The organism is Nocardioides houyundeii (genome assembly GCF_002865585.1).
Taxonomy (GTDB): domain Bacteria; phylum Actinomycetota; class Actinomycetes; order Propionibacteriales; family Nocardioidaceae; genus Nocardioides; species Nocardioides houyundeii.
Genome location: NZ_CP025581.1, coordinates 2,646,378 through 2,670,800, shown reverse-complemented (window position 1 = coordinate 2,670,800; position 24,423 = coordinate 2,646,378). Strand labels below are relative to the sequence as shown.

Here is a 24,423-nt window from a genome sequence, read left to right as displayed (position 1 = left end):
CAGTGGATGCCACACAGCGAGCGATGGACGCAGCGCGAGCGGAGACGGAGCTGAGATGAACAACGACGACCTGAAGGCCAAGATGCGCGAGGCGCTGGACAAGAAGAACGGCGTGGAGCGGGGGGTCCACCAGGACGGCCCCGTCAAGGAGAAGGCCCACGGCTCGGAGGTCACCGGCACCGGCCCGAAGATGCACCGTCGCAAGGCTGGCGGCGGCGGCGCCTGATCCCCGCTGTCCGCCCCCAGGGGTGCCGTGAGAACCCCGGGGGCGGACAGGGCATCATGTGTCGCCATGACGAAGACGAACCCCGGCAACTTCTTCGAGGACTTCACCCTCGGGCAGGTCATCGAGCACGCGACGCCCCGCACGGTCACCGAGGGCGACCGCGCCCTGTACGGGTCGCTCTACCCCACGCGGTTCGCGCTGCCGTCCTCGGCCCGGTTCGCCGCGTCCTGCGGCCTCGACCCGGCGCCCGTGGAGGAGCTGGTGGGCTTCCACATCGCCTTCGGCAAGACGGTCCCCGACGTCTCCCTCAACGCGGTCGCCAACCTCGGCTACTCCGAGTGCCGGTTCCACACCCCGGTGGTGCCCGGTGACACGCTCAGCACCCGGTCGGAGGTCATCGGCCTGAAGGAGAACTCCAACGGGCGCACCGGCGTGGTGTGGGTCCGCTCCACCGCGGTCAACCAGCGTGGCGAGGTCGCCATCGACTGGGCTCGGTGGGTGATGGTCCACAAGCGCGACCACGAGGCTCCGGCGCCGACGACGGTGGTGCCCGAGCTGGCCAGGCACCTGAGGGTCGAGGAGCTGGTGGTGCCGGACGGCCTGGACTTCTCCGGCTACGACTTCGCCGCGGCCGGTGAGCCGCACCGCTACGACGACTACGCGGTGGGGGAGAAGATCGACCACGTCGACGGCGTCACGCTCAGCGATGCCGAGCACATGATGGCCACGCGGCTGTGGCAGAACACCGCGAAGGTGCACTTCAACACCCAGGCCCGGCCCGACGGAAGGCGCCTGGTCTATGGCGGCCACGTGATCTCGATGGCTCGCGCCCTGTCCTTCAACGGTCTCGCCAACGCCCAGCTGGTGGCCGCGATCAACGCCGGCTCCCACGTGGCGCCGGCGTTCGGCGGTGACACCGTCTACGCCTGGTCCGAGGTGCTCGACAAGGGCGAGACCTCCGCCCCCGGTGTGGGCGCCCTGCGGCTGCGCCTGGTGGCGACCAAGGACCGGGACGAGGCGATGGTGCTGCGCGGCGAGGACGGCAAGTACGCCCCCGGCGTGCTGCTCGACCTGGACTACTGGGCCCTCGTGCCTCGCTGAGCCGGAGCCGGGGAACTAGCCTCTGTCTGTGCGCATCGACCTCCACGCCCACTCGAGCGTCAGTGACGGCACCCAGCGCCCCGGCGAGCTCGTCCGCGCCGCTGCGGCCTCGGGTCTGGACGTGCTGGCCATCACCGACCACGACACGACCGCCAGCTGGGACGAGGCCGCGCAGGCGGCCCGAGAGGTCGGCCTGACTCTGGTGCGCGGGATCGAGATCAGCACCGTGCACCGAGGACGTGGGGTGCACCTTCTGGCCTACCTCCCCGACCCCACCCACCCCGTCCTGCGCAGTCGGCTGCGCGCGATCCTGGCGGGACGAGCCTCCCGAGTGCCGGCGATCCTGGAACGGCTCTCGGCTCTCGGCGTCGACCTCACCGAGGAGGAGGTGGCCAGCGCGTCCGGCCGCACCGCGGCCACCGGCCGGCCGCACCTGGCCGACGCCCTGGTGACCAAGGGGGTGGTGCGCGACCGACGGGAGGCCTTCGACCGGTTCCTGAACCCCGGCCGGCCGGCCTACGTGGACCGCACGGCGGCGGACCTGGTGGACATGATCACGGTGGTGGCCGACGCCGGCGGAGTCAGCGTCCTGGCGCACCCGTGGGGCCGCAGTGCCCGCCAGGTGCTGGACCCGGCGACCCTCGGTGAGCTTCGAGCACTCGGCCTGACCGGGATCGAGGTCGACCACGAGGACCACCCAAGGCCGGTCCGGGACGAGCTGCGAGCCGTCGCACGCCACCACGACCTGGTGGTCACCGGCTCCAGCGACCACCACGGGCGGGGCAAGGTCGGCCACGAGCTGGGCTGCAACACCACCGACCCGCTCGAGTACGAGCGGCTGCTGGCGGCAGCGCAGGAGGCTGCCGCGCGCTCCGGGCGGGCCGTCCCCGACCTGGTGGTCGCCTGAGGGGCGCGGTGCTGCCCGGGGCTACTTGCGGCCCAGGGACTGCAGGCTCTGCAGCGCCCGGGTCGGCACCAGCTTGGTCATCGTGGTGATCACCTTGTACTGGGCGCCCGGGATGGAGAAGATCCGCCCCTTGTCGTGGTCCGCCAGCGCCTTGCGCACCAGGTCGTCGGCCTCGAGCCACAGGAACTGCGGCGCGGAGCCCCGGCTGACGTCCATCCGCTGGTGGAACTCGGTCTTGGTGAACCCGGGGCACAGGGTCGTCACGCGCACTCCTTGCGGGCGGTACTCGTTGGCCGCCCACTCCCCGAAGGAGTTCACCCAGGCCTTGGCCGCGGAGTAGGTCCCGCGCGGCAGGAACGCGGCCACGCTGGAGACGTTGATGATCCCGCCACGACCCCGCTCGGCCATGGCGCCGACGGCGGCGTGGGTCAGCCGCATCACCGCAGTGACCATCACGTCGATCATCGCCTGCTCGGACTCCACGTCGTTGTCGGCGAACCGGCCCTTGAGCCCGAAGCCGGCGTTGTTGACCAGCAGGTCCACCGGACGGTCCCGGTCCGCGACGCGGGCCTCGACCCGGGCCAGCTGTGCGCGGTCCGCGAGGTCGGCCACGAGCACCTCGACCTGGACACCGTGGCGCTCGCGCAGCGTGGCAGCCTCCTCCTCCAGTCGCGCGACGTCGCGCGCGACCAGCACCAGGTCGTGGCCGCGGGCGGCGAGCTGGTGGGCGAAGGAGCGGCCGATTCCGGCGGTGGGACCCGTGACCAGTGCGGTGCGGGTCGTCGTGGGGCGATTGTCCATGGGGGCAGCATCGCGGTGTCGCACCCCGCTGCGCAAACGATTCGGGCATGATGGTGCTGCCATGACGACGACACTTGCGGTTGCGAACCAGAAGGGCGGCGTGGCCAAGACCACTTCGGTGGCCTCCATCGGCGCCGCGCTCGTCGAGCTGGGCCACCGGGTCCTGCTCGTCGATCTCGACCCCCAGGCGTGTCTCACGTTCTCGCTGGGCATCGACCCCGAGGACCTGCAGGTCTCGGTGCACCACGTCCTGACCCAGCGGGCGGTGGCCGGCGAGGTCGTGCTGCAGACGCCGGACGGCCCCGACCTGATGCCCGCCACGATCGAGCTCGCGCGCGCCGAGGCCGACCTGCTCACCCGCACCGGGCGTGAGCACGTGATCACCTCGATGCTCCAGGACCTGGCGGAGTCGGGGGCGGACTACGACTGGGTGCTGCTGGACTGCCCGCCGTCGTTGGGCGTGCTGACCGTCGCCGCGCTGACCGCGGCAGACGGCGTCGTCGTACCGCTGCAGTGCGAGACGCTCTCGCACCGCGGTGTGGGACAGCTGCTCGACACAGTGCACGACGTACGCCGGTTCACCAACCGCACGCTGTCGGTCTGGGGGGTGCTGCCCACCATGTACGACGGTCGCACCAACCACGCCCGGACGGTGCTGGAGACCATCTCGGCGACCTACGACCTCGACGTGATCGAGCCGCCGATCCCGAAGACGATCAAGTTCGCCGAGGCGCCCGCGGCCGGCCGCTCGATCCTGGCGACGTCACGGACCAGCAAGGGGGCCATCGCCTACCGTCAGGTGGCGGCCAACCTGGTGGCGCGGGCGGCGCGGAACGGCGCCCCCGAAGCAGCAGCCCCCGAGAGCAGCGGCAGCTGACCTGCCCCCGGTCTTCGGCCGAGACCGACGACCGGGGTGGAGGTCGGAGTCAGGAAGCGCTCTCGGTGCTCACGGCGTCGCCGGAGCCCTCGCCGCTCGAGCGTCCCCGACGCCGGTTGCGGCTGCGGCTGCGCGGCGCCTTGGCGGTCTCCTCGGACGTGGTGGCAGCCGAGGTGGACGCCTCGGTCTTGTCGGCACCGGGCGCGGCGTCGGCGCCCTCGGCGACCGGAGCACCGTTCCGGGTGCGGGAGCGACTGCGGTCCCGGTTGCGGGGTGCCCGCTCGCGGCGCTCCTCGCGGGCCCCGTCGCGGCCCCCGTCGCGGCTCGACCGCGCCGGACGCTCCACGGGCGCGGGGTCCACGATGCGGCCCTTCGTGCCCGGGGCGATGCCCTGGTCGTGGAACAGATGCTCGGAGGTGGAGTAGGTCTCCTGCGGGGAGTCGAACGGCAGGTCGAGCGCCTTGTTGATCATCTTCCAGCGGTGCAGGTCCGCCCAGTCGACGAAGGTGATCGCGGTGCCCGTGGCGCCGGCCCGGCCGGTGCGGCCGATCCGGTGCACGTAGGTCTTGTCGTCCTCGGGGCAGGTGTAGTTGATGACGTGGGAGACGCCGGCCACGTCGATCCCGCGGGCGGCCACGTCGGTGGCGACCAGCACCCGGATCTTGTTCTCGCGGAACTTGGTCAGCGCCTTCTCGCGGGCGATCTGGGCCATGTCGCCGTGCAGCGGGCTGGCTGCGAAGCCACGCTCGGCGAGGTCGTCGGCGACCCGCTGGGCCTGGCGCTTGGTGCGGGTGAAGACGATGATCTTGTCCGCGTCCTCGGCCTGCAGCACCCGCCCGATGATCTCGGGCTTGTCGAGGTCGTGGGCCTGGTAGATGAACTGCGCGGTCGCCGGCACCATGGTGGTGTCGTAGGAGGACTCGGCGCGGATGTTCATCGGGTGCCGCATGTGGGTGCGCGCCAGGGAGACGATGGCAGCCGGCATGGTTGCCGAGAACAGCATCGTCTGGCGGGTCTCCGGCGTCATCGACAGCAGCCGCTCCACGTCGGGCAGGAAGCCCAGGTCCAGCATCTCGTCGGCCTCGTCCAGCACCAGCGCGTGCACCCTGGAGAGGTCGAGGGCCCGGCGGTTGGCGAGGTCGATGAGGCGGCCCGGGGTGCCGACGACGATGTCGACCCCGGACTCGAGCGCCTCCAGCTGGGTGTCGTAGCCGACCCCGCCGTAGACCGTCAGCACCCGCAGGCCGACGTCCTTGCTGGCCAGGTGGAGGTCGTTGGAGACCTGCAGGGCGAGCTCACGGGTGGGGGCCACGATCAGGGCCTGCGGCTTGCCCTGGGGCATGTCCTCGTAGGCGGGGTCGAGGGGCGACACGCTGCGCTGCAGCACCGGGATGCCGAAGGCGAGGGTCTTGCCGGTGCCCGTGCGGGCCTGGCCGATGAGGTCGGTGCCCATCAGGGCGACCGAGAGGGTCATCTCCTGGATGGCGAAGGGGGTGGTGATGCCGGCGCGCTCGAGCGCGTCGCAGATCCCGGGCAGCACGCCCAGGTCGCGGAAGGTGGTGGTCACAGGGGGTTTCGCTTTCGTCGGGGACGTCCTTGCACTTGCGGCGGACTCGACGATGCGGTCTGCCGCGCACATGCCGGCGAGCGGCACTCGTTGGCCGTTCGCTGTCGCGCGCTGGGCGCGCGCGGATGGCTCAAGTCTATCGGTAGGGTTCCGCCATGACTGAATCCCAGCCCGGCGCCTCGCAGGGTGCTTTCGCGGACCCGGACTACCGTGAGGCCGTCGTCGACCTGCTGGGAGCCATCGCGTACGGCGAGCTGTCGGCGTTCGAGCGCCTGGCGGAGGACGCCCGGATGGCCCCGAGCCTGGTGGACAAGGTCGCGCTCTCGTCGATGGCCGCGGTGGAGTTCGGCCACCTGGCGCGGCTGCAGGAACGGGTGGCGGAGCTGGGCACCGACCCGTACGTCGCGATGGAGCCCTTCCGGCGGCCCATCGACGACTTCCACGCCCACACCCGGCCCTCGGACTGGTACGAGGGGTTGATCAAGGCCTACGTGGGGGACGGTCTGGCCGCCGACTTCTACCGCGAGATCGCCGCCTACCTGGACCCCGAGACCCGGGACCTGATCACCGACTCCCTGGCCGACGCCGGGCACTCGCAGTTCGTCATCGACCGGGTGCGGGCGGCGATCGCCCACGACCACCGGCTCGGGGGCCGTCTGGCGCTGTGGGGACGGCGGCTGATGGGAGAGGCGCTCACCCAGGGCCAGCGGGTAGCGGCGGAGCGGGACGCGATGTCGGCGCTGCTGGCGGGGGGAGTGGACCGGCCGGGCCTGGACCTTGCGGCCATCGGGCGCATGTTCACCCGGCTGACGGAGCGTCACGCCGCCCGGATGGCCGAGCTGGGGCTCGACTCCTGAGCCGGACGGCGGACGTCGTACGTCGGGGGGCCTACCGGAAGCCGACGGTGCCGGCGACGCCGCCGCCGAGCTCCACGTAGGCGATCTGGTCGCCGGGCACCAGGGCGCGGCGACCCTTGGCGTCGACCAGTGACAGGGTGCCGCCCTTGACCGCGTCCTCGACCAGGCTCTCGACCTGGTCGTGGGTGAGGTCCACCTCGATGACGATCTCGCGGGGTGCGTGCTGAATGCCGATCTTGACCTCCATGTGAGGCCTCCTTAGGTGGTCGCTGGGGTGGGTCCGCGCGGAGCGCGGGGCCTTACTGTTCCTTGGGGTAGCCGCCGATGCCTCGCCAGGCCAGGGCGGCGACCAGCGCGGCGGCGTCGGACTGGGTGATCCGCTCGCCCTCTTCGGAGTCAACATTGCCAGCCAGCCAGAAACGGGCGCTGACCTGGCCCATCCCCACCAGGGAGACGGCCAGCAGCCGGCATGCCTGCATGGGGAGCCCGGTGTCCTGCTGGATGACGATGGCGATGCTGGCCGCGGAGTCCTCGGTGACCCGGTCGACCCGCTCCCGCACGGCGGGCTCGTTGGTCAGGTCCGACTCGAAGACCAGCCGGAAGGCGCCGGTGTCATTGGCGACGTAGGCGTAGAACGCGGCGATGGCCGCGGCCACCCGCTGCTTGTTGTCCGAGGTGCTCGCGAGCGCCTCGCGGATCTTGTCGGTGATCGACTCGCACGACTCGTCCAGCAGCGCCAGGTAGAGCTCGAGCTTGCCGGGGAAGTGCTGGTAGAGGACGGGCTTGGAGACGCCGGCACGCTCGGCGATGTCGTCCATGGCCGCCGAGTGGTAGCCGTGCGCCACGAACACCTCGAGCGCGGAGTCGAGCAGCTGGGCCCGGCGCTCCCGGCGGGGCATCCGGCTGCCGCGCGGGCGGGGCTCAGCGTCATACTTCTCTGCACTCAAGCTGTTCTCCTCTTCGTGAGGAGTCGATGCTATCGGTCGGCAACTGCCGCACGACGACGACGCCTCGAAGGCGCCGCCGGAACATCCCTCGCCACGTCCCTCGTCAAGTCCGAATCGCGGGACGTGCGTCCCACGCCGCGGGACCGCGGGGGAACATTGCAGGCCGGTCCGGCGTTCAGCAGCCGACGAACCCGCACCCTTTCCCCGAGGAGCATCCCCGTGTCCTTCCCCCCGCTCGTGGAGCCTGCCGCAGAGCTCACCATCGACGAGGTGCGCCGCTACAGCCGGCACCTGATCATTCCCGACGTCGGGATGGCCGGCCAGAAGCGCCTCAAGAACGCCCGAGTGCTGGTGATCGGTGCGGGCGGTCTGGGCTCTCCGGCCCTGCTGTACCTGGCTGCCGCCGGCGTCGGCACCCTGGGGATCGCCGAGTTCGACGAGGTGGACGAGTCCAACCTGCAGCGCCAGGTCATCCACGGCCAGTCCGACGTCGGACGCCCCAAGGGCGAGTCGGCCCGCGACTCGGTCAAGGAGGTCAACCCCCTGGTGGAGGTGGTGCTGCACCCCGAGCGCCTGGACAACGACAACGTCTTCGAGGTCTTCGAGGGCTATGACCTGATCGTCGACGGCACCGACAACTTCGCCACCCGCTACATGGTCAACGACGCGGCGTACTTCCTCAAGATCCCCTACGTGTGGGGCTCGATCTACCGCTTCGACGGCCAGGCCTCGGTCTTCGCGCCGTCCATGGCTCCCGACGCGCCCTGCTACCGGTGCCTCTACCCCGAGCCGCCGCCGCCGGGCATGGTGCCCTCGTGCGCCGAGGGCGGCGTGCTGGGCGTGCTCTGCGCCTCCATCGGCTCGATCCAGGTCAACGAGGCCATCAAGCTGCTCACCGGGATCGGCGAGCCGCTGGTCGGCAAGCTGATGATCTACGACGCCCTGGAGATGGAGTACCGCAAGCTCCGGGTCCGCAAGGACCCCGACTGCGCCCTGTGCGGGGAGAACCCGACCGTCGAGGGGCTCATCGACTACGACACCTTCTGCGGTGCGATCTCCGACGAGGCCGCCGCCGCCGCCGCCGGCTCCACCATCTCGGTGACCCAGCTGGACTCCATGCTCAAGGAGCGCGAGGAGGGCACTCGTGACTTCGTGCTGGTCGACGTCCGCGAGCCGGGCGAGTACGAGATCAACCGGATCCCCGGGTCGGTGCTGATCCCCAAGGGCGAGTTCCTCAACGGCAACGCGCTGGGCCAGCTGCCCTCGGACAAGCAGGTCGTGCTGCACTGCAAGTCCGGCGTCCGCTCCGCGGAGTGCCTGGCGATCGTGCAGGGCGCCGGCCTGGCCGACGCCGTGCACGTCGGCGGTGGCGTGGTGGCCTGGGTCAACCAGATCGACCCCAGCCAGCCGACGTACTGAGCCGGGCCGGGACGCCGGGGGAGCCGGGTCGGCAGGCAGGGGCGAGCCGGTGATCGGTCGCGGGGAGTACGCCGAGCTCGTCCTGGAGTGCGTGGAGCGCGTGCCCCCTGGGCACGTGACGACGTACGGCTCGATCGCCGAGGCTCTCGGGTCGGTCGCGGGTGGGGGCGGCCCCCGGCAGGTCGGCTCGGTGCTGGCCACCGACGGCGGTGCCGTGCCCTGGTGGCGGGTCGTCCGGGCAGACGGCACCCTGCCGTCCGGCCACGTCGACCGGGCGCGGTCCCGGCACCTGGCCGAGGGCACCCCGATGCGCCCCTCGGGCCGGGTGGACCTGCCTCGAGCGTTCGTCGCGGCGACCGCCCCTGGTGGCTCGTGGCCGGCCTGACGGCGGGCACAATGAGCCCATGTTCTTCGACGCCGTGCACCGGGTGGTGCCTCCGCTCGCCCGGGCGGTGTGGCGACCCGAGGTCTCCGGGCTGGAGCACGTGCCCAGGACCGGCGGGGTGATCCTGGCCAGCAACCACCTCAGCTTCGCCGACAGCATGGTCATCCCGGTGGTCGTGCCTCGACGCGTGGTGTTCCTGGCCAAGTCCGACTACTTCGACGGCCCGGGGGTGCGCGGGGCGCTGGTCCGCGGGTGGTTCCAGGGGATGGGGATGCTGCCGGTGGACCGCGACGACTCCCGCGCCGCCCTGAGCAGCCTGGACGTGGCGCTGGAGGTGCTGGCCCGCGGGGAGGCCTTCGGGATCTATCCCGAGGGCACCCGCAGCCGCGACGGCCGGCTCTACCGCGGCCGCACCGGGATGGCCCACCTGGCGCTGAGCGCCGGTGTGCCGGTGGTTCCGGTCGGGCTCAGCGGCACCCAGGAGCTGCAGCCGGTCGGGGCCCGGCTCCCGCGGCTGGTCAAGGTCCGGGTCAGCTTCGGGGAGCCGATGGACTTCACCGGCGCCGACGCGGGCGTCCCGGCGGGTCGCGCCCGCCGCGAGGTGACAGACGCGGTGATGGCCAGGATCGCCGCGCTGAGCGGCCAGGACGAGGCCGGGGTGTACAACGAGCGCCCCGCCCTCGGCTGAGGAGTCGTAGGGTGGCGGCCATGGAAGAGCCCACCTACCTGCCCGGCCTCATCGGCATGCTGGAGCCGTTCGAGGACAAGCCGCGGGCGCAGAACGTGCTCGTCGCGCAGGACGCCCACGTGGTGCTCTTCGAGTTCGCCGCCGGCCAGACGCTCCACGAGCACCAGGCGCACCACGCGGTGATCGTCCAGTGCCTGGCCGGACACCTGCGGTTCGAGGTCGCTGGGGCCGAGCACGACCTGCGCCCCGGAGACCTGATCCACCTGCCGCCGAAGCTGCCGCACGCGGTGCACGCCCTCGACGACTCCACGATGACCGTGACCATGCTGGTGGCCGGCGAGCGTTGAGCGGCACCCGCACCGGCCGGTCCCAGGGATGTCGGCGGCTGATGGTTGGGTCGTGGACATGAGCAGCGCAGCGCCACGGACGACGTACACCCTGGTTCCGCCAGCGGCCGACGTCGACGTGCCGGTGCTCGACGCGCACCAGCGCCGGGTGGTGGAGCACCGGACGGGGCCGCTGCTGGTGCTGGCCGGCCCTGGCACGGGCAAGACCACCACCCTGGTGGAGGCCGTGGTGGACCGGGTGGAGCACGGCGCCCGTCCCGACGGCGTGCTCACGCTCACCTTCTCCCGCAAGGCCGCCGAGCAGCTGCGGGACCGGATCACCGCGCGGCTGGGACGCACCACGGCCGCCACCGCCTCCTCCACCTTCCACTCCTTCGCCTACGCGCTGGTGCGCCGCTACGCGCCGGCCGAGCTGTACGCGACGCCGCTGCGACTGCTCTCGGCCCCCGAGCAGGACGTGGTCCTGGCCGAGCTGCTGGCCCACTCTGCCGAGAGCGTCCGGTGGCCCGAGTCGTTGCGGCGGGCCCTGGGCACCCGGGGCTTCGCCCGCGAGGTCCACGACGTCCTGGCGCGTGCCCGGGAGAAGGGGCTCGACGGGCTCGGCCTGCGCACGTTGGGCGTGGCGCACGAGCTGCCGGAGTTCGAGGCCGCGGGCTACTTCATGGACCACTACCTCGACGTCCTCGACAGCCTCGGTGCCATCGACTACGGAGACCTGATCCGTCGCGCGGCGCTGGTGGCGCAGACGCATCGCGACGAGCTGCGCGCGGAGTTCTCCCACGTCTTCGTCGACGAGTACCAGGACACCGATCCGGGGCAGGTCGACCTGCTGCGCGCCCTCGGCGGCGACGGCCGCAACCTGACCGTGGTGGGCGATCCCCACCAGTCCATCTACGGCTTCCGCGGCGCCGAGGTGCGCGGCATCCTGGAGTTCCCGACCGCCTTTCCCCGTGCCGACGGGGCCCCGGCCGACGTGGTGGCGCTGCAGACCACCCGGCGCTTCGGCCCGCACGTGCTGCTCGGCGCACAGCGCGTCGCCCGTCGGCTGGCACTGCCCGGCACCATCCCGGATGCCGCCAAGGAGGCGTTCCTCTCGCCGGTCTCCTCGCGCTCGGATCCCGGCAAGATCGAGGTCCTGACGTTCGACACCGAGCGGGCCGAGGCCGAGCACCTCGCCGACCTGCTGCGCCGTGCCCACCTGGAGGATGACGTCGCCTGGTCCGACATGGCGGTCGTGGTCCGCTCGGGCCAGCAGAGCATCCCGGCGCTGCGCAGGTCGCTCACCGCGGCCGGGGTGCCGATCGAGGTCGCCGCCGACGACACTCCGCTGGTCCACGAGACGGCGGTGCGACCGTTGCTGGACGCCCTGCGCACGGTGCTCCACCTCGACGTCGAGGACCCGGCCGCCCCGACGTACGTCGACGGGGTCGCGGTCCAGGACCTGCTGATGTCGCCGCTGGCCGGGATGGACGCCACCGACGTGCGCAGCCTCGCCCGGGCACTCCGGACCGCCGACCGCGCCCGCGCCGAGGCCGAGGGCCGCAGCCCGCGCCCCTCCGCGGACCTGGTGCGGGCCGCGGTGCTGGACCCCGCCCTGCTGGAGGACGTGGACGGCCGCGCCGGGACCCGGGCGCGAGCCCTGGGCTCGCTGCTGCACGGTGCCCGTGACCTCCTGCTGACGGGCGCCACCGCCGAGGAGGTGCTGTGGCACCTGTGGTCGGGGACCTCCTGGCCTCGACGACTCCGGACGGCGGTCGAGCAGAGCGGGTCCTCGGCCCGGTTGGCGCACCGGGACCTGGACGCCATCTGCGCGCTCTTCGACACTGCGGCGCGTGCGGAGGAGCAGCAGGGACATCTCGGGGTCGGGGCCTTCCTCGCCTCCCTCACCGCGCAGGACCTGCCGGCCGACACCCTCTCCGAGCGCGGCGTGCGCGGCGAGGCCGTGAGGCTGCTGACCGCCCACCGCTCCAAGGGCCTGGAGTGGGAGCTGGTGGTGGTGGCGCACGTGCAGGAGGAGGGCTGGCCCGACCTGCGGCGTCGGGCGACCCTGCTCCGCGCCGACCGGATCGGCCGGGACCAGCTCCAGGAGCCGACCTCGGCCAGGGAGTCGCTGCAGGAGGAGCGCCGCCTCTTCTACGTCGCGTGCACTCGGGCCCGGCGCCGGCTGGTGGTCACGGCCGTCCGGTCCGCCGAGGACGAGGGCGAGCAGCCCAGCCGGTTCCTGGCCGAGCTCGAGGTCTCCACGACCCACCTCAGCGGACGGCCCTCCCGGCCGCTGAGCCTGGCCGGGCTGGTGGCCGAGCTGCGCCGGGTGACCGCGGACCCGGAGAGCAGCGAGGGCCTGCGCCGGGCGGCGGCCGAGCGGCTGGCGGCGCTCGCCGCGGAGCGTCGGGGCCAGTCCCCGCTGGTGCCCCAGGCCGATCCCGACTCGTGGTGGGGGACGCGTGGCCTCTCCCGCTCCGACCAGCCGCTGCGCGAGCTGGAGCGCCCGGTGACCATGTCGGCCAGCACCCTGAGCGCCCTGCTGGAGTGCCCCGCGCACTGGTTCCTCGAGCGGGAGGCCGGGGGAGCGACCTCGACCACCTCGTCCCAGGGGTTCGGTCTCGTCGTCCATGCCCTGGCCGAGCGGGTGGCACGGGGCGAGCTGGGCGACCCACAGGCGTCGCCGGCCGAGCTGATCGGCGAGCTGATGGCCATGGTGGACCAGGTCTGGGACCAGATCCCGTTCCGAACCCCGTGGTCGGCCAGCCGCGAGCGCGACCAGGTGGAGTCGGCACTGCGCCGGTTCCTGGCCTGGCACCGCGCCCCCGGGGCCAGGACGCTGGTGGAGGTCGAGCAGCGCCTCCAGGTGAGCGTGGTGCTGCCGGACGGGCAGCACGTCACGCTGTACGGCTTCGCCGACCGCATCGAGATCGACGACGACGGCCGGGTCGTGGTGGTGGACCTCAAGACCGGCAAGCACAGGCCCACCAAGGACGAGGTGGCCAATCACCCCCAGCTCGCGCTCTACCAGTACGCCGTGGCCCACGGTGCCCTCGACGAGGCCCTGGCGCCGCACGTGCCCGGTCCGGTGCAGGTCGGAGGCGCCGAGCTGGTGCAGCTGCGGCACGAGTCACGGGGGGAGGTGGTGACCCAGTTCCAGTCGCCGCCCGACCCGGCAGCCGAGGGGCCCCTCCTGATCGAGGAGCAGCTCTCGGCCGCCGTGGGCGCCCTGCGTGCCGAGCGGTTCCCCGCCCGGTCCGGTGCCCACTGCGACCGCTGCGACTTCATCACCCTGTGCCCGATCAAGGGGAGCGGGACGGTGCTGTCGTGATCGTGGACATCTCCGGCCCCGCGGACCTGCAACGGGTGATGGGGACCGACTTCCAGGTCTCGGACCAGCAGTGGGCGGCGATCGACGCTCCTCTGGCACCCGCGGTGGTGATCGCGGGCGCCGGCTCCGGCAAGACCTCCCTGATGGCCGCTCGGGTGGTGCACCTGGTCGCCACCGGCCGGGTCGCTCCACACGAGATCCTGGGGTTGACCTTCACCACGAAGGCCGCCAGCGAGCTGCGCCGACGGGTCGCCGACGCCCTGCGCGAGGCCGGCCTGGCCGGCGGCAGCACCTCGGCCGAGGAAGGCGAGGAGGTGCTGGAGCCCACGGTCGCCACCTACAACGCCTACGCCTCCGCGCTGCTGACCGAGCACGGTCTGCGCATCGGGCACGAGCCCGACACTCGGGTGCTGGCCGACGCCACCCGCTACCAGCTCGCCGTCCGGGCGATCCAGCGGCACGTCGGCCCGGTGGCGCTGCTCAGCGACCACCCGCCCACGGTCGTCAACTACATCCTCGGCCTGGACGGCGCGATGAGCGAGCACCTGGTCGACGTGGCCCAGGTGCGCGAGTTCGACGCCCGGACCCGGGCTGCCTTCGAGCACGTCTCGGTGACCGAGCGGGCCAGGAAGCCGGCCCTGGACGCGATGAACGTGATCGACCGACGCGAGGAGCTGCTCTCGCTGGTGCAGACCTATCGCCGGCTCAAGGCCGACCACCAGGTCATGGACTTCTCCGACCAGATCTCGCTCGCCGCCCGCCTGGCGACCGAGCGGTCCGAGGTCGGGGTGGAAGAACGTCGCAAGTTCAAGATGGTCCTGCTCGACGAGTACCAGGACACCTCGGTGGCGCAGGCGACCATGCTGAGCCGCCTCTTCTCCGGTCCGGACGCGGAGTCCGGGCGCGGCCACCCCGTGATGGCGGTGGGCGACCCCAACCAGGCGATCTACGGCTGGCGCGGGGCCTCGGTCTCCAACATCCTCGGCTTCGGTCTGGACTTCCCACGAGCCGACGGGGCGCCGGTGCCGACCTTCCCGCTGACCGTCAACCGGCGCTCGGACCGGCGCATCCTGGCGGCGGCCAACGAGCTGGCCCGCCCGCTCTACGAGTCGCTGGACTCGGTGGAGCCGCTGCGGGCGCCCGGTGACGCCGCGGACGGTGGGGTGCGCCTAGCGGTGCACGAGACCTACGCCGACGAGCTCGCCTGGCTCGCGGCGGAGGTCCAGGAGTCGCGGAACCGGCTCGTGGCCGAGCGCCCCGGCACGCCGGCCTGGCGGGAGATCGGGGTGCTGGTGCGTGACAACGCCCATGCCGCCGACGTCTTCGACGCGCTCTCCGCAGCCGACGTCCCGGTGGAGATCGTGGGGCTCCAGGGCCTGCTCCGGCTGCCGGAGGTCGCCGAGGTGGTGGCCACGCTGAGCCTGCTGCAGGACCTGACCGCCAACGCGGCGCTGCTCACCCTGCTCAACGGTCCTCGTTGGGCCGTGGGACCGCGCGACCTGGCTCTGCTCGGCAGGCGTGCCGAGGAGCTGGTGGGCCCGGGGACGGCCCGCGGCGGGTCGCGGGCCGACGTGGCCGAGCAGCTCGCCGACGCGGTCGCGGGGGCCGACCCCATGGAGATCGTCTCCCTGGCCGACGCCCTCGACGACCCCGGGCACGGGCCCTACTCCGCGGAGGCGCGGGAGCGATTCTCCGCCCTCTCCGCGGAGCTGCGTCAGCTGCGTCAGCACACCGGCGAGCCGCTGCTCGACCTGGTGCGGCGCATCATCGACACCACCGGAATCGACATCGAGCTCGCCTCCGCCGTGAGCAAGGCGGCGCGGGCCCGCCGCGACAACCTGGACCTGTTCGTGAAGGCGGTCGCGGACTTCCAGGGCGTCGACGGGCACGTGGGGCTCGGGGCGCTGCTGGCCTACCTCACCGCGGAGGACGAGCTCGGCAACGGCCTCGACGTGGCGACCCCCACCGAGGCCGACTCGGTCAAGCTCCTCACGGTGCACCGGGCCAAGGGACTGGAGTGGGACGTGGTCTTCTGCGTCGGGGTGTGCGAGGAGAAGTTCCCCAACACCCGCGGACGCACCCTGTGGACCGGGGGACCGGCGGTCCTGCCCTCCCCGCTGCGCGGCGACGCACGTGACCTCCCCACTCTCAAGGGACACACCAAGAAGGACCTGGAGGACTTCCGCGAGGCCTCGCGCAAGCATGCCGCGACCGAGGAGCTCAGACTGGGCTACGTCGCCTTCACCCGGCCCCGGCATGAGCTCGTGGTCTCGTCCCACCTGTGGACGGAGTCGCGCAAGACCCCCTTGGGGCCCTCGCCCTACCAGGACAGCATCCGGGCCACGATGTCCCAGTGGGGAGCCGAGCCCGAGTCCTGGTCGGCCAAGCCCGACCCCGAGACCCGCAACCCGCTGCTGGCCGGGGTCACCGAGCGCCCGTGGCCGGTCACCGAGCGCACCACCGAGGCGATGCACCGGATCGCCGCAGCGGAGCTGGTGCGCGAGGCGATGGATCGCCGGGCCGCCCCGAGCGCTCCGGAGAGCGCTGAGCTGGACCTGCTGGAGCAGGCCCGGATCTCTACCTGGGACGAGGAGCTCGAGCGACTGCTGGTGGAGGCGCGTCGAGACGGCTCCACCGCCCTGGAGGTGGCGCTGCCCTCCAGCCTCAGCGCCACGTCGCTGTCGCGGCTGCGCGACGACCCGGACGCCTTCGCCGCTGACCTGGCGCGGCCGATGCCCCGAGCGCCGTCTCCGGCGGCCCGTTTCGGGACGCGCTTCCACGCCTGGGTGGAGTCACGGTTCGGTCAGCAGGGGCTCATCGACCCCGACGAGCTGCCCGGGCGATTCGACAGCGACATCGACGACGGGTTCGATCTCCAGGAGGTCATCACCCGCTTCGAGAAGGGCCCGTTCGCGGATCGGGTGCCGCACGCGGTCGAGGCGCCGTTCGCGCTGCTGCTGGCCGGCCAGGTCGTCCGGGGACGGATCGACGCGATCTACCGCGAGCCGGACGGGAGCCACCTCCTGGTCGACTGGAAGACCGGGCGTCACGAGGGCGCCGACCCGCTGCAGCTGGCCGTCTACCGCATCGCCTGGGCGGAGCTGCACGGCCTGCCACTGGAGCGGGTGCGGGCGGTGTTCCACCACGTCCGCAGCGGTCGGACCGTGGAGCCCGAGGGACTCCCGGATCGCGCGGACCTGAAGGCGCTCGTCAGGCCGGGCCGACCGCCAGAGCCGCGGTGAGGGCGATGTCGACCATCGCGCCGAACGTCTGCTCACGCTCGGCCGCCGTGGTCTCCTCGCCGGTGATCATGTGGTCCGAGACGGTGCAGATGGCCAGTGCCCGGCGCCCGTGCGCGGCCGCCGCGGTGTAGAGCGCGCTGGCCTCCATCTCCACCGCCAGCACCCCGTGGTCGACCATCGGCTTCATCAGCTCGGGGCGGGAGGAGTAGAACGAGTCGCTGGAGAAGATCAGGCCCACGTGGCTGCGTACGTCGTCCCTGGCCTGCGCGGCGTCGTGGGCGGCGCGGAGCAGGCCGAAGTCGGCCACCGGTGCGTAGTGGTAGCCGCCGAACCGGTGGGTGTTCATGGAGGAGTCGGTGCAGGCGCCGGAGGCGATGACCACGTCACGCACCGCGAGGTTCTCGGTCAGCGCGCCGCAGGAGCCGACGCGGATGATCGTGGCCACGTCGTACTCGGCGAAGAGCTCGTGGGAGTAGATCGCCAGTGACGCCTGCCCCATTCCGGAGCCCTGGACCGAGACCGGCTGGCCGCCCCAGGTGCCGGTGTAGCCGAGCATCCCCCGGACCTCGCTGTAGCAGGTGGCGTCGGTGAGGAAGGTCTCGGCGATCCACTTCGCGCGCAGCGGGTCTCCGGGCATCAGGACCACCGGAGCGATCTGGCCGGCGGCTGCGCCGATGTGGGTGCTCATGGGGGGAAACTATCCTCGCAACGTGCCCATCCGCGAACTGCCCCACGTCGCCCTGTCGGCCCACGCCCACAACCGCGAAGGGCTGCACCGGACCGACGACCGGTGGCTCGCCGAGCAGTGGGCGGACCCCAGCACCCGGGTCCTGGTGGTGTCCGGCACCCGGGTGCGAGCCGCCCAGGGGCGGGTGCACTGGCTGGCGCCGGACCAGGCTCCGCAGGAAGGGCTGCGCGTGCTGCTGGGGCGCAGCGACCAGGTCACCCGGTTCGCGGTCCTGCTGCCGGCCTCGACCGAGGAGGAGGGATGGCTGCCGCTGCGCGGGCTCTTCGGCGCGCTGTCGGACCAGGAGGCCGGGCCGCGCGAGGCCCCCTGGCTCTTCCACGCGGTGGGTCTCGCCGAGTGGCACTGGAGCACCCGGCACTGCCCGCGGTGCGGAAGCACCCTGCGGCCGCGCGCGGCAGGGCACGAGCTGCTGTGCACCGGTTGCGGCAAGTCGCAGTTCCCGCGGCTCGACCCGGCGGTGATCATGGCGGTGACCCACGGGGAGCGCGGCACCGCGCAGGAGCAGATCCTGCTCGGACGGCAGGCCACCTGGCCGGCTGACCGCTGGTCCACCCTCGCGGGGTTCTGCGAGCCGGGGGAGACCCTGGAGGACGCCGTGCGTCGCGAGGTCGCCGAGGAGGTGGGGATCACCGTGGGTGCCGTGACCTACTTCGGCAGCCAGCCCTGGCCGCTGCCGGCGAGCCTGATGGTCGGGTTCGTGGCCGAGGCCGTGACCACCGAGATCGACGTCGACGGGGCCGAGATCGCCGAGGCCCGGTGGTTCACCCGCGAGGACCTGCGGTCCAGGCTCGCGTCCGGAGAGATCGTGGTGCCGGGCTCGGTCTCGATCTCATCCTCCCTGCTGGAGGACTGGTACGGGTCACCGCTGCAGGGAGGATGGTGAGCCGGGTCAGCCGGCCAGCTCGGCCAGCTTGTCCTTGACCTGCTTCAGTGACGGGTTGGTCTGGGTGGAGCCGTCGGCGTAGAGCAGCGTGGGCACCGTCTGGTTGCCGTTGTTGGCCTTCTCCACGATCTCGACGGCCTCGGGGTGCTGCTCGATGTCCACGACGTCGAACGCGATTCCCTCGCGCTCCAGCTGACCCTTCAGCCGGTGGCAGTAGCCGCACCAGGGGGTGCTGTACATCGTGAAGGTGCTCATCTGAATCTCTTTCGTCGTGTCCGCAGCTGTCGTCGCGGACGTCTAGGCTCGTCCTTCCACACCAACCGTGCCACCTCAGGAGATGTTCCCGCGTGCCGACCCCCGATGACCTGCTCTCGGCCCTCGACCCCGAGCAGCGACGGGTCGCGGAGGCGCTGCGCGGCCCGGTGCGCGTGCTGGCCGGCGCCGGCACCGGCAAGACCCGGGCGATCACCCACCGCATCGCGCTCGGCGTGGCCACCGGCATCTACGTTCCCTCCGAGGTGCTGGCGGTCACCTTCACGACCCGGGCCGCGGGCGAGATGCGCGGACGTCTGCGCACCCTGGGCGCCGCCGGCGTCCAGGCACGGACGTTCCACTCCGCTGCCCTGAGGCAGCTGCGCTACTTCTGGCCGCGCGTGCACGGCCAGGACCTGCCCGTGCTGGTGGAGTCCAAGCTCGGCCTGATGGCCACCGCCGCGCGCCGCCAGCGGCTGAGCCCGGACCAGGCCGTGCTGCGCGACCTGGCCTCGGAGGTCGAGTGGTCCAAGGTCAGCAACATCTCTCCCGACGACTATCCCCGGGCTGCCCCCGCCCGGGGCCGGCAGGTCGGCGAGCTGCCCCCGGAGACGGTGGCGCACGTCTACGAGGCGTACGAGGAGCTCAAGCGCTCCCAGAACCGGATGGACATGGAGGACGTGCTCCTCTACACCGCCGGCATGCTGGCCGACGACGCCCGCGTCGCGGCGGAGGTCCGACGCCAGTACAAGTGGTTCGTGGTGGACGAGTTCCAGGACGCCTCGCCGCTGCAGTCGGCGCTGCTGGACCTGTGGCTCGGCGGCCGCGACGAGCTGTGTGTCGTGGGCGACCCGTCCCAGACCATCTACTCCTTCGCCGGGGCCGACGCCGGCTACCTCAAGGACTTCCCGAGCCGGTTCCCCAACGCCATCTCGCTGGAGCTGGTGCGCAACTACCGCTCCACCCCCGAGATCGTGGAGGCCGCGAACACCCTGCTGGCCGGCACCCCCAGCATGGGCGTCGCGCTGGTGGCCCAGCGACCCAGCGGGCCGAAGGTCGAGTCGTTCACCCACCCCGACGAGGTGGCGGAGGCCACCGCGGTCGCGGAGCGGGTGGCGCGGCTGCTCCAGAGCGGCACCCCGGCGAGCGAGGTCGCCGTGCTGCTCCGGATCAACGCCCAGTCCGAGGCGTTCGAGGACGCCCTGGCGGCACGCGGCGTCCCGTACGTCGTGCGCGGTGCGGCGCGCTTCTTCGACCGTGCCGAGGTGCGGCAGGCAGTCACCCTGCTGCGTGGCACGGCCCGCTCCGGAGAAGCCGCCGCCGACGTGGTGGAGGTTGTCCGCGACACGCTCTCCGGCATGGGCTGGTCTGCTGAGGCCCCCACCGCGCGCGGCCAGACCCGGGACCGGTGGGAGTCGCTGCAGGCACTGGTCGACCAGGCTGTGGAGTTCGCCCGCGACGGGGGAGACCTCGGGGCCTTCGTCGACGACCTGGACCGGCGCGCCGCCGAGCAGCACGCCCCAGTTGCCGAGGGGGTCACCCTGGCCACGCTGCACACGGCCAAGGGGCTCGAGTGGGACGCGGTCTTCCTCGTGGGACTGGGCGAGGGGACGCTGCCCATCATCTACGCGCAGTCGCCGGCCGAGGTCGAGGAGGAGCGGCGGCTGCTGTACGTGGGCATGACGCGCGCTCGTCGGGTCCTGTCGCTGAGCTGGGCCCAGGCCCGCAACCCGGGGGGCCGCGCCAGCCGCAAGCCCTCGCGCTTCCTGGAGTCGATCTCGGGATCCGCCGAGCTCACCGCCCCCGGCGGCCAGCGTCCCACCAGGCGGTCGCGGAAGGCACTGCACTGTCGGGAGTGCGGGCGCCCACTCGCCCACGCCGCCGAGAAGAAGGTGGGGCGGTGCGCGGACTGCCCGGCGTCCTACGACGAGACGCTCTACGAGGCGCTGCGCGAGTGGCGGCGGGAGCGCGCCGGCGCCGACGAGGTGCCGGCCTACGTGATCTTCACCGACGCCACCCTGCAGCTGATCGCGGAGAAGCGGCCGACCAACGACGCCGACCTGCTGAGCATCGCCGGGGTGGGGTCGAAGAAGCTCGAACGGTACGGCGAGGAGCTCCGCGCGCTGCTCGCCTGAGGGCTGCGCACCCGCTGGAAGCGAGCTGGCGCGAATTACCCGATTAATTCGTTTGCCCCTGACTGCGGGGCCACGATAGTTTTCTGTGAACGCAATCACGTCGCGCAACGACCGAGGCACGGTCGGCGCCAGAGGAGTCGAGGAGGTGGACCACATGGACAGCATCACCAACACCGTGACGGCCCAGCTGCCGTCCTTTGGCGCGCGCGTGACCGGTGCTGCCAACGGGACCTACGCCGGCCACCGCGCAGGTTCGTTCGCCGAGGTTCCCTGCCGCCTCGTGGCGCCGAACAAGCCCGTTATCTGGGAGAACTCTGCCTGGAGACCACCGCTCTGTTGACAGCTGACAGACGGCATCTCCAGGCCGCGGATCCCTCACCGGGATTCGCGGCCTTTTCTTTTTCCTCATCCGCCCATGACCAGGTCAGCACCCAAGGAGGTGACACATATGACCACCAGCGTTCTCGACCGCACCAAGACCTCGGACCCGTCGTCGGCTCCGTGCCGCGTCAACGACCCGGAGCTCTGGTTCGCCGAGCGTCCCGACGACGTGGAGCACGCCAAGAGTCTGTGCCAGGGCTGCCCGGTCCGGACCCAGTGCCTCGCCGAGGCCCTGGAGCGCCGCGAGCCATGGGGCGTCTGGGGTGGGGAGCTTTTCCTCCAGGGAGCGGTGATCCCACGCAAGCGGCCCCGGGGCCGGCCCCGCAAGAGCCCGGACGGCTTCGCTGCCTGACCCGGCGGCCTCGGCCAGGGACTCGAACACCACGCGAAGTGAAGACCACCAGAAGTGAACACCACACAGAACGGAAGCACTGAGATGAACCTGATGTATGAGGAGCTGGCTCGCAGTCAGCATTCCGTGCGCCTGGGAGAGGCGCAAGAGCTGCGGCGCGGGCGTCATGTGGCAGCCGCCCGGCGGATGAGCCGCAAGGCCGAGCGCGCTGCCCAGCAGGCGCGACTGGCCCTGGCCCGGGCGATCTGAGCCAGGCCAAGCCCGGCACATCGCATCGCCGACCACCTCGAGCCGAGCCCGAAGTCCTGGGCTCGGCTCGAGGTGTCGAACCGGGTCATCGGGTCATCGGGTCAGCAGGGAGTCTCCCCAGCTGCAGCCGCAGTGCGGATGCCGGGTCCAGGTCTCGTGCTCGGCGTCCAGGTCCTCCCCGAGCCAGGTGGTCGCCGACCAGGTCTGGGGGCGCCGGCCCTCGGCCCACACCGCAATGTCCCCGGCGGCGCGGACCAGCGCCAGCCGCATCAGCAACGGCGGCAGGTCCAGGGGGAACTCACCGCGGGCGGCGGCCGGTAGCGCCCCGGTGTGCCACGGGTCGACGGCGGCGAGGTGGGCATCGACGCAGCGCAGGCACGCGGTGACTCCGGGGAGCACGAACGGTCCCAGCCGGACCCGGGCGTCGACCACGCTGAGGAAGAGCACCGGGTCGCCGGCATGGGTGAGAGCGTCGACGTACTCCCGGTCCGGCTCGCCGGCACTGAGCAGCACCGTGACGCCGTCGGCCGTCGTCCCGTCCTGGGAGGGCGGCGACAGCCCCGGGGGGCCCAGGCCCGCCTCCACGAGCAGCAGGGTCAGCTCTCGTCGCCAGGGGTCGGGTCCCAGGACCTCCACCGAGGTCCTCGAGCGAGCGCGATGACGACGGCGCCGGTCGCCCGCGTCCACCACCAGGCCGTTGCTCCTCAAGGTGGCCACGACCTGCTCCAGCTCCGGAGCCTGAGGCGGGTCGACCCCGGCCGCGAGGTCGTGGAGGAACCCGGCGATGGAGGGAGTGTCGGGGAGCAGCACCCGCCGGCTGGGGTCGTGGCCGACCTGCAGCAGGCCGTTGCCGCGCGGCAGCACGCCGACTCCGCGGCGCAGTCTCAGCGTCTCGGAGGTGGAGGTCATGCCGGCCAGCCTCGCAGGACCGCAGGCTCCGCCGCCGAGCTCGTCCACAGGGGCGCCGGGTGAACCGTGCGGGTCCGCAGACTGCGGGCTCGGGTCGAGAAAACGACGACGGCGTCACCCGATCGGGTGACGCCGTCGTCAGGAACTACCGCGTGGGGGCGTGAGTCACGCCTTGCCGAGGATGCGGTTCAGGTTGGTGCTGCAGACAGGGCAGACAGCCTTGGCCATCCGGGTGCCCTTGTCATTGACCTTGACCTCACCCTCCGCCTCGCGCTTCTCCTTGCACTTGACGCAGTAGAACTCGCCGCTCCAGGTCTCCGCCATGACGGCCTCCTTGTGATTGGTATTGCTTGGTCGTCGCGACGGGGGGATCGGGGAAGCCCGTCGGAGTCCAGGGACGAATGGGTCCCAGACCGCTCGAAACACTACGCCACCGGCGGTCGCAGGCGTGAACGGCACACCGGTGAGCGTGAAATCGTCCGGGCGCAGAAGAGGCCCCCGCCGAGCGCGAACGCGTGCCTTCCCCTTGCGAACGTCCGCGACCCGGCCGGGGCCTCGTCAGTGCCGAACGCTAGGGAGTCCGCACCGGTGGGTCAACCGGAATGCAGGTATTTGACCTGTTCGGAGGGTGAACAGCCTGTGGAGAAGCTGTGCAAAACTGCTCAGAACTGTGGATGACCCGCTTGATGGCAGGATTCGCCTGTGGAGGACGCGCCCGGGAACGCCATGCGGCACCCGGCTGAGCAGCACCGATGCCGCAGCGGCGGTTGTGGAGGAAAGATTCGTGCCTGAGGAGAGCCGGTCCGAGCTGGGGCCCGTGGCAGCGCTGCGCAGAATCGCGTTCCTGCTGGAGCGCGCCCGGGAGGACACCTACAAGGTGAAGGCCTACCGGGCGGCGGCCGCCGCCATCCTGCCGCTGGCCCCCTCCGAGCTGGCGCGCCACCTCGACGAGGAGACGCTGACCGCCCTGCCCGGGGTCGGGCGCAGCACCGCCGCGGTGATCGCGGCCGCGGCGCAGGGCAGGGTGCCCGAGCGCCTGGCCGAGCTCGAGGAGCGGTACGCCGGACCGCTGGCCACCGGCGGCCGGGAGCTGCGGGAGGCGCTGCGCGGGGACCTGCACTCCCACTCGGACTGGTCCGACGGCGGCTCGCCGCTGGAGGAGATGGCCTTCACGGCCATGGAGCTGGGGCACGAGTACCTCGTGCTCACCGACCACTCGCCGCGCCTGAAGGTGGCGCACGGGCTCTCCGCGGGACGGTTGGCCCGTCAGCTCGACGTCATCGACGCGGTCAACACCCATCTGGGGGGAGGGGGCTTCACGCTGCTCAAGGGCATCGAGGTCGACATCCTCGACGACGGGAGCCTCGACCAGACCGACGAGATGCTGGCGCGGCTCGACGTACGCGTCGCCAGCGTGCACTCCAAGCTGGCCATGGACGCCGACGCGATGACCCGCCGCATGGTGGCCGCCACCACCCACCCGTTGATGAACGTCCTGGGGCACTGCACCGGGCGCCTGGTCACCGGCAACCGGGGGGTGCGGGCGCAGAGCCAGTTCGACGCCCGAGCCGTCTTCGAGGCGTGCCTGGCCGGCGACGTCGCGGTCGAGATCAACAGCAGGCCGGAGCGGCGGGACCCGCCCACCGCCCTGCTGGAGCTGGCGCGGGACGTGGGGTGCCTGTTCTCCATCGACAGCGACGCCCACGCGCCCGGGCAGCTCGACATGCTCGACTACGGGTGCGAGCGGGCGGAGGCGGCCGGCATCGATCCGGACCGCATTGTCAACACGTGGTCGCAGGATCGACTGCTGGCGTGGGCCAACCAGTAGCGTCACGCT

25 protein-coding genes are annotated in these 24,423 nt (G+C 72.1%); 17 read left to right on the top strand and 8 right to left on the bottom strand.

Features of this window, described 5'->3' with window-relative positions; genetic code table 11:
* Nucleotides 1–55 precede the first annotated feature (55 nt).
* From C0R66_RS18730 to C0R66_RS12795, 3 genes are all read left to right on the top strand, one after another.
* A complete protein-coding gene (locus C0R66_RS18730) occupies nt 56–226 on the top strand; it encodes a DUF5302 domain-containing protein (RefSeq protein WP_158648038.1) in 171 nt (56 codons plus the stop codon).
* A 66-nt stretch (nt 227–292) separates the two neighbouring features.
* Nucleotides 293–1,327 (top strand): MaoC family dehydratase, encoded by a 1,035-nt coding sequence (locus C0R66_RS12800; protein WP_101525020.1) that lies wholly within the window; start codon nt 293–295, stop codon nt 1,325–1,327.
* A gap of 28 nt (nt 1,328–1,355) precedes the next feature.
* Complete coding sequence (locus C0R66_RS12795) at nt 1,356–2,234, top strand: PHP domain-containing protein (protein ID WP_101525019.1); 879 nt, start codon at nt 1,356–1,358, stop codon at nt 2,232–2,234.
* A gap of 21 nt (nt 2,235–2,255) precedes the next feature.
* Here C0R66_RS12795 and C0R66_RS12790 read toward each other — a convergent pair whose 3' ends face one another.
* On the bottom strand, nt 2,256–3,035 hold the full coding sequence (locus C0R66_RS12790) for an SDR family NAD(P)-dependent oxidoreductase (RefSeq protein ID WP_101525018.1): 780 nt from the start codon (nt 3,033–3,035) through the stop codon (nt 2,256–2,258).
* 61 nt (nt 3,036–3,096) lie between these two features.
* On the opposite strand from C0R66_RS12790, the gene C0R66_RS12785 reads away from it, so the two are divergent.
* Nucleotides 3,097–3,912 carry a ParA family protein gene (locus C0R66_RS12785; RefSeq protein WP_101525017.1) on the top strand — a complete coding sequence of 272 codons (816 nt, stop codon included), beginning with the start codon at nt 3,097–3,099 and terminating at the stop codon, nt 3,910–3,912.
* A gap of 49 nt (nt 3,913–3,961) precedes the next feature.
* On the opposite strand, the gene C0R66_RS12780 is transcribed toward C0R66_RS12785, so the two are convergent.
* Nucleotides 3,962–5,479 carry a DEAD/DEAH box helicase gene (locus C0R66_RS12780; RefSeq protein WP_422385596.1) on the bottom strand — a complete coding sequence of 506 codons (1,518 nt, stop codon included), beginning with the start codon at nt 5,477–5,479 and terminating at the stop codon, nt 3,962–3,964.
* 155 nt (nt 5,480–5,634) lie between these two features.
* Here C0R66_RS12780 and C0R66_RS12775 point away from each other — a divergent pair, with 155 nt between their 5' ends.
* The gene (locus C0R66_RS12775; RefSeq protein ID WP_101525016.1) at nt 5,635–6,336 is read left to right on the top strand and encodes a ferritin-like fold-containing protein; all 702 of its coding nucleotides are present in this window, start codon (nt 5,635–5,637) and stop codon (nt 6,334–6,336) included.
* 31 nt (nt 6,337–6,367) lie between these two features.
* On the opposite strand, the gene C0R66_RS12770 is transcribed toward C0R66_RS12775, so the two are convergent.
* Together C0R66_RS12770 and C0R66_RS12765 are read right to left on the bottom strand one after the other, a co-directional pair.
* Nucleotides 6,368–6,583: a DUF3107 domain-containing protein gene (locus tag C0R66_RS12770; RefSeq protein ID WP_101525015.1), complete on the bottom strand. Its 216-nt coding sequence runs from the start codon at nt 6,581–6,583 to the stop codon at nt 6,368–6,370.
* A 52-nt stretch (nt 6,584–6,635) separates the two neighbouring features.
* Nucleotides 6,636–7,283, bottom strand: a complete 648-nt coding sequence (locus C0R66_RS12765) for a TetR/AcrR family transcriptional regulator (protein ID WP_240181918.1) — start codon at nt 7,281–7,283, stop codon at nt 6,636–6,638.
* A gap of 219 nt (nt 7,284–7,502) precedes the next feature.
* Between C0R66_RS12765 and moeZ the strand changes: the two genes are divergently transcribed.
* From moeZ to C0R66_RS12735, 6 genes are read left to right on the top strand one after another with little or no spacing between them, the layout of a single operon-like run.
* Nucleotides 7,503–8,702, top strand: coding sequence for an adenylyltransferase/sulfurtransferase MoeZ (moeZ, locus tag C0R66_RS12760; RefSeq protein WP_101525013.1), 1,200 nt, complete (start codon nt 7,503–7,505; stop codon nt 8,700–8,702).
* Between the two features lie 49 nt (nt 8,703–8,751).
* On the top strand, nt 8,752–9,087 hold the full coding sequence (locus C0R66_RS12755; protein WP_101525012.1) for an MGMT family protein: 336 nt from the start codon (nt 8,752–8,754) through the stop codon (nt 9,085–9,087).
* Between the two features lie 19 nt (nt 9,088–9,106).
* Nucleotides 9,107–9,775: a lysophospholipid acyltransferase family protein gene (locus C0R66_RS12750; RefSeq protein WP_101525011.1), complete on the top strand. Its 669-nt coding sequence runs from the start codon at nt 9,107–9,109 to the stop codon at nt 9,773–9,775.
* 20 nt (nt 9,776–9,795) lie between these two features.
* A complete protein-coding gene (locus C0R66_RS12745; protein ID WP_158648037.1) occupies nt 9,796–10,122 on the top strand; it encodes a cupin domain-containing protein in 327 nt (108 codons plus the stop codon).
* 58 nt (nt 10,123–10,180) lie between these two features.
* Complete coding sequence (locus tag C0R66_RS12740) at nt 10,181–13,435, top strand: ATP-dependent helicase (protein WP_101526232.1); 3,255 nt, start codon at nt 10,181–10,183, stop codon at nt 13,433–13,435.
* Entirely contained in the window at nt 13,432–16,677 is a 3,246-nt protein-coding gene (locus tag C0R66_RS12735) for an ATP-dependent helicase (RefSeq protein ID WP_241901436.1), read from the top strand. The genes C0R66_RS12740 and C0R66_RS12735 overlap by 4 nt, the downstream gene beginning before the upstream one ends.
* On the opposite strand, the gene deoD is transcribed toward C0R66_RS12735, so the two are convergent.
* Nucleotides 16,646–17,365, bottom strand: coding sequence for a purine-nucleoside phosphorylase (gene deoD / locus C0R66_RS12730; RefSeq protein WP_101525009.1), 720 nt, complete (start codon nt 17,363–17,365; stop codon nt 16,646–16,648). The two genes, C0R66_RS12735 and deoD, sit on opposite strands and share 32 nt — an antisense overlap.
* A gap of 22 nt (nt 17,366–17,387) precedes the next feature.
* On the opposite strand from deoD, the gene nudC reads away from it, so the two are divergent.
* Nucleotides 17,388–18,308, top strand: coding sequence for an NAD(+) diphosphatase (gene nudC, locus C0R66_RS12725; RefSeq protein WP_240311529.1), 921 nt, complete (start codon nt 17,388–17,390; stop codon nt 18,306–18,308).
* Nucleotides 18,309–18,314: 6 nt separating this feature from the next.
* On the opposite strand, the gene C0R66_RS12720 is transcribed toward nudC, so the two are convergent.
* Nucleotides 18,315–18,563 (bottom strand): mycoredoxin, encoded by a 249-nt coding sequence (locus tag C0R66_RS12720; protein WP_101525007.1) that lies wholly within the window; start codon nt 18,561–18,563, stop codon nt 18,315–18,317.
* 92 nt (nt 18,564–18,655) lie between these two features.
* Here C0R66_RS12720 and C0R66_RS12715 point away from each other — a divergent pair, with 92 nt between their 5' ends.
* The 4 genes from C0R66_RS12715 to C0R66_RS19075 all read left to right on the top strand — a co-directional run bounded on the left by C0R66_RS12715 (nt 18,656) and on the right by C0R66_RS19075 (nt 21,677).
* Complete coding sequence (locus C0R66_RS12715; protein WP_101525006.1) at nt 18,656–20,695, top strand: ATP-dependent DNA helicase UvrD2; 2,040 nt, start codon at nt 18,656–18,658, stop codon at nt 20,693–20,695.
* Nucleotides 20,696–20,849: 154 nt separating this feature from the next.
* Nucleotides 20,850–21,035 (top strand): hypothetical protein, encoded by a 186-nt coding sequence (locus tag C0R66_RS12710; RefSeq protein WP_158648036.1) that lies wholly within the window; start codon nt 20,850–20,852, stop codon nt 21,033–21,035.
* Nucleotides 21,036–21,143: 108 nt separating this feature from the next.
* Nucleotides 21,144–21,428 (top strand): WhiB family transcriptional regulator, encoded by a 285-nt coding sequence (locus tag C0R66_RS12705; protein ID WP_199286676.1) that lies wholly within the window; start codon nt 21,144–21,146, stop codon nt 21,426–21,428.
* Between the two features lie 84 nt (nt 21,429–21,512).
* Nucleotides 21,513–21,677, top strand: a complete 165-nt coding sequence (locus tag C0R66_RS19075) for a hypothetical protein (protein ID WP_199286675.1) — start codon at nt 21,513–21,515, stop codon at nt 21,675–21,677.
* 93 nt (nt 21,678–21,770) lie between these two features.
* Here the strand turns inward: C0R66_RS19075 and C0R66_RS12700 are convergent, their stop codons facing one another.
* Together C0R66_RS12700 and C0R66_RS19070 are read right to left on the bottom strand one after the other, a co-directional pair.
* Entirely contained in the window at nt 21,771–22,586 is an 816-nt protein-coding gene (locus tag C0R66_RS12700) for a hypothetical protein (protein ID WP_158648035.1), read from the bottom strand.
* A 165-nt stretch (nt 22,587–22,751) separates the two neighbouring features.
* Complete coding sequence (locus C0R66_RS19070) at nt 22,752–22,910, bottom strand: DUF5679 domain-containing protein (protein WP_091115022.1); 159 nt, start codon at nt 22,908–22,910, stop codon at nt 22,752–22,754.
* 460 nt (nt 22,911–23,370) lie between these two features.
* On the opposite strand from C0R66_RS19070, the gene C0R66_RS12690 reads away from it, so the two are divergent.
* Nucleotides 23,371–24,414: a PHP domain-containing protein gene (locus tag C0R66_RS12690; RefSeq protein ID WP_240311528.1), complete on the top strand. Its 1,044-nt coding sequence runs from the start codon at nt 23,371–23,373 to the stop codon at nt 24,412–24,414.
* Nucleotides 24,415–24,423: the final 9 nt, after the last annotated feature.